6 protein-coding genes are annotated in these 6,292 nt (G+C 70.0%); 4 read left to right on the top strand and 2 right to left on the bottom strand.

Going from position 1 to position 6,292, the window contains the following annotated elements:
- Window positions 1–164 precede the first annotated feature (164 nt).
- Together trpD and AB0L97_RS11835 are read left to right on the top strand one after the other, a co-directional pair.
- On the top strand, window positions 165–1,226 hold the full coding sequence (trpD, locus tag AB0L97_RS11840) for an anthranilate phosphoribosyltransferase (RefSeq protein ID WP_355081463.1): 1,062 nt from the start codon (window positions 165–167) through the stop codon (window positions 1,224–1,226).
- 235 nt (window positions 1,227–1,461) lie between these two features.
- On the top strand, window positions 1,462–1,743 hold the full coding sequence (locus tag AB0L97_RS11835) for a hypothetical protein (protein WP_355081461.1): 282 nt from the start codon (window positions 1,462–1,464) through the stop codon (window positions 1,741–1,743).
- Window positions 1,744–1,747: 4 nt separating this feature from the next.
- Here the strand turns inward: AB0L97_RS11835 and AB0L97_RS11830 are convergent, their stop codons facing one another.
- Window positions 1,748–2,023 carry an Lrp/AsnC ligand binding domain-containing protein gene (locus tag AB0L97_RS11830; protein WP_067800602.1) on the bottom strand — a complete coding sequence of 92 codons (276 nt, stop codon included), beginning with the start codon at window positions 2,021–2,023 and terminating at the stop codon, window positions 1,748–1,750.
- Between the two features lie 5 nt (window positions 2,024–2,028).
- Complete coding sequence (locus tag AB0L97_RS11825) at window positions 2,029–3,822, bottom strand: DEDD exonuclease domain-containing protein (protein WP_364427948.1); 1,794 nt, start codon at window positions 3,820–3,822, stop codon at window positions 2,029–2,031.
- Window positions 3,823–4,418: 596 nt separating this feature from the next.
- Here AB0L97_RS11825 and AB0L97_RS11820 point away from each other — a divergent pair.
- The gene (locus AB0L97_RS11820) at window positions 4,419–4,988 is read left to right on the top strand and encodes a C40 family peptidase (RefSeq protein WP_355081457.1); all 570 of its coding nucleotides are present in this window, start codon (window positions 4,419–4,421) and stop codon (window positions 4,986–4,988) included.
- Window positions 4,989–5,208: 220 nt separating this feature from the next.
- A complete protein-coding gene (locus tag AB0L97_RS11815; RefSeq protein WP_355081455.1) occupies window positions 5,209–6,273 on the top strand; it encodes an NlpC/P60 family protein in 1,065 nt (354 codons plus the stop codon).
- The last annotated feature ends 19 nt before the right edge of the window (window positions 6,274–6,292 follow it).

The following is a 6,292-nucleotide window of genomic DNA, read 5'->3' as shown; positions in this document are numbered from 1 at the left end:
CCGCCCCCGCCGCGTACGCGACGAAGGAGCAAGCGGCGGTCGCGCAAACGCGAGCCATAAGGGGGCCGCGAACACCCAGCGCCGCAGGCGCTGGAAAGACAAACACAGCTAGGCTGCTTGCGGACAAACTGGTGCGCGAACCAGTGTGACGGGAGAAGTGTGGAATGAGCGTGCGCAGCTGGCCCCAGGTGCTCGGAACCCTCGCCGACGGTGGCGACCTGGCCGCGGACGACACGGCGTGGGCGATGAGCGAGATCATGTCCGACAACGCCACCCCCGCGCAGATCGCCGCGTTCGGCGTCGCCATGAAGATCAAGGGACCCACGCCCGCCGAGCTGACCGGCCTGGCCAGCGGCATGCTCGAGCACGCCCGGCTGGTGCGGATCGATGGCGACGCGGTCGACATCGTCGGCACCGGCGGTGACCGGTCCGGCTCGGTGAACATCTCCACCATGTCCTCGATCGTGGTGTCCGCGGCCGGGGTACCCGTGGTCAAGCACGGAAACCGGGCCGCGTCATCGAAGAGCGGCGGCGCCGATGTGCTGGAGGCGCTGGGCGTGAAGCTCGCGCTCGGTCCCGAGGCGGTGGCTCGCTGTGTGCGGGAAGTCGGCATCGGTTTCTGCTTCGCGGCCGTGTTCCACCCCGCCCTGAGGTACGCGGGCGCGGCGCGCAGCCAGATCGGCATCCCGACCGTCTTCAACGTGCTGGGGCCGCTGACCAACCCCGCGCAGCCGCGCGCCGGGCTGGTCGGCTGCGCGTTCGCCGACCTGCTGCCCGTGATCGCGGGCGTGTTCGCCGAACGCGGCGCGAGCGCGCTGGTGGTGCGCGGCAACGACGGCCTCGACGAGATCACCACCTCGGACACCACCGAGGCGTGGATCGTGTCGGGTGGACGAACGCGCCGAACCACCATCGATCCGACCCGCATCGGCATCCCGCGGGTCGATCTGGACGCGCTGCGCGGCGGCGACAGCGAGGTGAACGCGGGCGTGGCCCGCGACGTGCTCGCCGGTCGCGGCGGCGCGGTCCGGGACGCGGTCCTGCTGAATTCGGCCGCGGCGATCCTGACCTACGACTGGTCGCGCGGCGTCGGCGATCCCGACGCCGACCTGCACGCCGCGCTCGCGGCAGGCGTCGAGCGCGCCGCCGAGGCGATCGACACGGGCGCCGCCACAGCGTTGCTGGAGCGCTGGGCGAAGCTGACGCAGACGCTCGGCGACAACTGACGCGGGCCGGCTCGGTGCCCGCAGCGATGCCCGGCTCGTGCACGCTGCCGCGGCTTCGGCGCCGACCTGGCCGTGCCGATGCTCTCCGACATCGCCGCTGGGAACACGCGCCGACACGCTGACCTGAGCGAGGGCCGTGGCCGGGATCGTCGCGGCCGGTAACGTCGGCCGGACAATTCGGCGCATGCCGAGTCGGGCACCGCGCCGATCGGTTCGACCGACGAGGAGCACCGACATGCGACTTTTTGTTCCGCTACTCGCCGTCCTCGCCACGGCAGGCATCGCCGCCGCCCCAGGAGCGAATGCGGCCGGAGGCGTTTTGTTCGCCGACGGCGTCGTGTACGAGAACCCGGTCGGCTGCGTCGAGGTCGGCGACGGGTCCGACGTGGAGATCCGCAACCGCACCGACGGCGTCGCGCACTTGTACGAGTCGCCGGACTGCTCGGGCGACGTCGTCGTGCTGCCACCGAACGACGGCGCCTATTTCGCCGTGCGCAGTGTTCGGGTGCGGGACTGAGGGACTATTCGCCGAGCGAGAACGCCGCCTCCACTTCGGCGCGCGAATACGACTTGAACGCGATATGGGTCGTGGTGCGCAGGACACCCGGTGTCTTGTCGATCCGGCCGGTCACCACATCGGCGATCTGCTCGTGGTCACGTACCCGCACGATCGCGATCAGGTCCACGTCACCCGCGCAGGAGTAGACCTCGGCGACGCCGTCGGTGTCCGCGACCGCCTGCGCGGTCTCCGGGATGCGGCCGTTGTCGGCGTGAATCAGGACGATCGCGGTAATCATGACGCTCAGCCTAAGCGGTCCAGATAACCTTCCTCGGTCGGTTGGGCGCGGACCGCCGCGTCGGCCAGTTCCGCCCAGCCCAGCCAGCGCGCCGCGCCGAAGAGCGGCTCGTGATACCCGTCCGTGGTCCGCACGATGCGTACGCCGGGCCGGGCCAGCCAGCGTACGACCAGCGCCACTTCCTCGGGAGACGCGCCGCGTAAAGGCGGGGCGTTCTCGACCGGAGACCTGGCGTGGTCCTGCACATGCGGTCCGGCGACCCCGGCCGGAACCACTGTTTCGGCGGCGGCCACGATCTGCTCCACGATGGGCATCGGCGGCACGCCCCGCTGGGCGGTGCCGGAACCGGCCAGGCGGCCGTACCGGATGACCGCGAACTCCCACCCGCCGTCACCGTCGGGATGCGCGGCGATCATCTCGGCGATGCGCGCCACCGCGGCCAGTCGCTGGGTGCGCCGCAGCGCGCGCACCACTCGCGCCGCGCGATCCCGCAGCCGCGCCGCCGCCTCGAAATGTTCCGCGCGCGAATGAGTTTCGATGCGGTCGAGCATGAGCCGGATCGGCGCGTCGCTGCGCCCGGCGAACAACGCGCGCACGAGCGCGGGCGCGGGCGCGTACTGCGCCATGTCCAGCGGCTTTCCCTCGGAGCCCGCTGGACATCCGCCGACCAGGGCGGGCGGGCACTCGTGCGCCGCGTTCCTGGGCAGCCGTGCCGTGCAGGTGCGCAACCCGGTGAATTCGGCGATGATCACGCCCAGGTCGGCGGCGTCGTTGCGGGAGTTGAACGGCCCCAACGCGTCCCGGCCGGGCTCGCGCACCACCGAGAACCGCGGGAACGGCTCGTCGGTGAGAGTGAGCCACCAGGCCCGTTTCGGGAATTTCGACCGGCGGTTGTAGGGCGGGGTGTGCGCCACCAACAGCCGCAGTTCGCGCACCCCCGCCTCGAGCGCGTGCGCGCACACCACGTGGTCGACCCGAATCGCCGACGAGACCATCTCTTTCATCCGCCCTCTGGTCTCCGAACCGGTGAAGTAGTTACGGACGCGGCGGCGCAGGTTCACAGCCGTGCCTATATATAGGACTTCGTCCGAGGGACCGCGGAACAGATACACCCCCGGAGCGGCGGGGAGATCGGCCGCGAGGACGCGTTTGGAGCGCTGCCGGGGCGTGACGTCGGGCAGGTAGTCGAGCAGCTCGGTGAGACTGTGGACGCCTTGGTTCCCGACCCGCGCGATCAGGGCGTGCAGCACGTCGACGGTCGCGCGCGCGTCTTGCAGTGCCCGGTGCGTCGGCTGCGTGGTGGCGCCGAGCAGCCGGGCCAGCGAACCCAGCCGCACGGAAGGCGCCTCGTCGCGCCCGAGCACCCGTCGCGCCAGCTTCACGGTGCACAGCACCTGCGCGGCCGGCCATGCGGTGTCGCACTGCGCCGCGGCGGCACGCAGGAACGCCATGTCGAACCGTGCGTTGTGCGCGACCAGCACCGCGCCCGCGGCGAACTCCAGGAAGCCGGGCAGCACCGCCTCGATGCGCGGCGCGGCGTACACCATCGCGGTGGTGATGCCCGTGACGTGCACGATCGCGGGCGGTATCGCTCGTCCCGGGTTGACCAGTGTCGCGAATTCGCCGAGCACCTCCCCGCCGCGCACCTTCACCGCTCCGATCTCGGTGATGCCGTCGGCCCCGGGACTGGTCCCGGTGGTCTCCAGGTCCACGACCACGAAAGTCGTGTCGTACAAGGGAGTGTCGAGCTCGTCGAAAGCCAGCTGCTGGACGGCCGGGCGCGGCACGGGATCGGACACGGCGAGCAGCGTAGGGCCACGGTCCGACAGGAACCGAGCACGCGAATACGCCACGAAATGTCCGAATGACACCGTGGAGATTTCGGGGCGGTACCCGGGAAATGATCTAGAAATGCGGAAAAGAGACCCAGATCACATAAGGTTCAAAACTGTATCAAACATTGCGGCGAGTCCCGCGAAAAGCGATCTCCCGCCCTCGGGCGTGTCGACAACCCCTGGCTCTACGGTGTACGAACGAGCGACCATATCGGAACCTATGGCACATTATCCGCCACTACCTGGGAAAACACCCCGCAGACCCACCCGGGGTAGCCGACCGGTCCACCCCGCCGCGCGACCCTGCTCGAACGCGCGCTCTTGCACGATTACCCCGCCGTTATCTTTTCGTGATTCGGTGGGACGTATCTCACATCCATTAGCCGGTGAAATTGTTGAGCAACCCCATTTCGCTTCGCCGACGCTTTACAAACGACCGTGATGTGTTCGTAACCTTTTCGAGACCTCACGGAGTCCCGCCGCGCCGACCGGTGCGGCGCCGACGAAGTCCGCGGCACCACCGGGTGCGGCGTCGTGAGGCAGATTGGGAGTACCGCATCATGACGACCAACGCCGCCAAGCGTCAGGCGAAGCGCGCTGTTGCCGCCGGGGCCGTCGGCGCTGCCACCATCGGCGCGTTCCTGCTGCCCGCAGCCCCCGCGTCGGCCCAGCCGGTGACCGTCCCCGGCGTGGGAACCTTCGACGTTCCGAACGAGCTGCCGGTTCCGCCGGGCATTCCGGGCGTCGAGCTGCCCGGCCCCGCTCCCCTGCCCTTCGTCGCACCCAAGGCCTCCGGCGACATCGCGCTGGACGCCGCCCTGAGCAAGGTCGGCTCGCCGTACGTCTACGGCGCCGCGGGCCCGGACGCGTTCGACTGCTCCGGCCTGGTCCAGTGGTCCTACCGCCAGGCGGGCATCGAACTGCCCCGCACCAGCGGCGCCCAGCTCGCCGCGGGCAGCCCCGTGTCCCTGGACGATCTGCGCCCTGGCGACCTCGTCTCGTTCTACGGCGGCGGCCACTCCGGCCTCTACGCCGGTGACGGCAACGTCGTGCACGCGTCCACCTCGGGCCAGCCCGTGAAGGTGGCGCCGATCTCCTCCATGCCGATCGCAGGCGCTCGCCGCTTCTGAGAAGCAGCTGGTCGGGCCGCGAGATCGCGGCCCGACCGCACCACGGCCCTGTGATCAATTCGTTCTCTACTGGACATCGATGAGGGCCGTTCCGTAACCTAACCGAGACCTTCCACCGATTACCCCGGGTTCGCCCGGCGCAAACCCTCGGGGTTCGTCGAAGGCTTCCGCGTCGGTTTCGCGAGAGATCGCTGCACGAGAGAACGGGGCACCGCGGGCTGTGGCTGAGCATCACCGGGGACAGCAGACCAAACGTCTGGTGGGAGGGACGCTGGCAGCCGGATTGCTGGCCGCCGGTCTCTACGGCGGCGGCCCGGCCGGAGCGGATCCGGTGGCGCTTCCCTCCACCGCCACGGAGGCGGTGCAGCGGATGATCGATCTGTCTCGTCAGTCCGAACAGCTCAACCAGCAAGCTCTGGGCGTGGAAGCCGAGTTGGACGCGAAGCTCGCCGTCCAGCGAGACGCCGACGCTCGGCTGGCCGCCAGCACCGACCTGGTGAACCAAGCCAGGGACGAGATCCGCCGGTATCGGCCGGTCATCGACCGCACCGCGATCGCCGCCTACCAGGGCGCCCGCACCAACCGCCTGTTCGCCGTGCTGGTCAGCGACTCACCGCAGCAACTGCTCGACCAGATGTCCACGCTGGACGTGGTGTCCGCGCAGACCTCCGAGCAGCTCGACCACTACTCGAAGGCCACCGACGCCGCGACCGCCGCCGAATCGGCGGCCCGCACCGCCGCCGACGCCGCCCGGTCCGCCGCGCAGAAAGCCGAGGCGGTGCGCATCGAACTGGAGCACAAGCGCAGCGACCTCGGCGGCGCCATCGCCCAGGTGGTGCAGGCCTGGGGGTCGCTGTCGGCCAAGGACAAGTCGGCCCTCGCCGGATCGCCGTTCCCGCCCGGCTTCGACCGGGACAGTCTCTTGCAGGGCCTCGTCCCCGGCAGCGGGACCAGCGCGCTGGCGGCCGGGCTCACCCGGATCGGCGACCCTTACGTCTGGGGCGCCACCGGTCCGGACCAGTTCGACTGCTCCGGCCTCGTCCAGTGGGCGTTCAAGCAGGTCGGCAAGAACGTGCCCCGGACGAGCTCGCAGCAGGCCACCTACGGCACGCCCGTGGCCAAGGAGGATCTGCAGCCCGGCGACGTCGTGTTCTTCTACTCCGACATCTCGCACGTCGGCATCTACGCGGGCAACGGGCTCATGCTGCACGCCTCCACCTTCGGCGTGCCCGTCGCGGTCGCACCCATGAGCTCGACGCCGTTCCATTCGGCTCGGCGATACTAGAGGCCGTGAGCGAGCCAAC

The sequence above is a fragment of the Nocardia sp. NPDC051911 genome (assembly GCF_040681035.1).
Lineage (GTDB): Bacteria > Actinomycetota > Actinomycetes > Mycobacteriales > Mycobacteriaceae > Nocardia > Nocardia sichangensis.
Note: the sequence above shows the minus strand (reverse complement) of the source record. Positions and strands in the feature narration are given on the sequence as shown.

Coding starts and splice junctions, on each gene's coding strand:
- AB0L97_RS11835 (WP_355081461.1), top strand. CDS start 1,462: ATGCGACTTTTTGTTCCGCTACTCGCCGTCCTCGCCACGGCAGGCATC.
- AB0L97_RS11830 (WP_067800602.1), bottom strand. CDS start 2,023: ATGATTACCGCGATCGTCCTGATTCACGCCGACAACGGCCGCATCCCG.
- AB0L97_RS11820 (WP_355081457.1), top strand. CDS start 4,419: ATGACGACCAACGCCGCCAAGCGTCAGGCGAAGCGCGCTGTTGCCGCC.
- trpD (WP_355081463.1), top strand. CDS start 165: ATGAGCGTGCGCAGCTGGCCCCAGGTGCTCGGAACCCTCGCCGACGGT.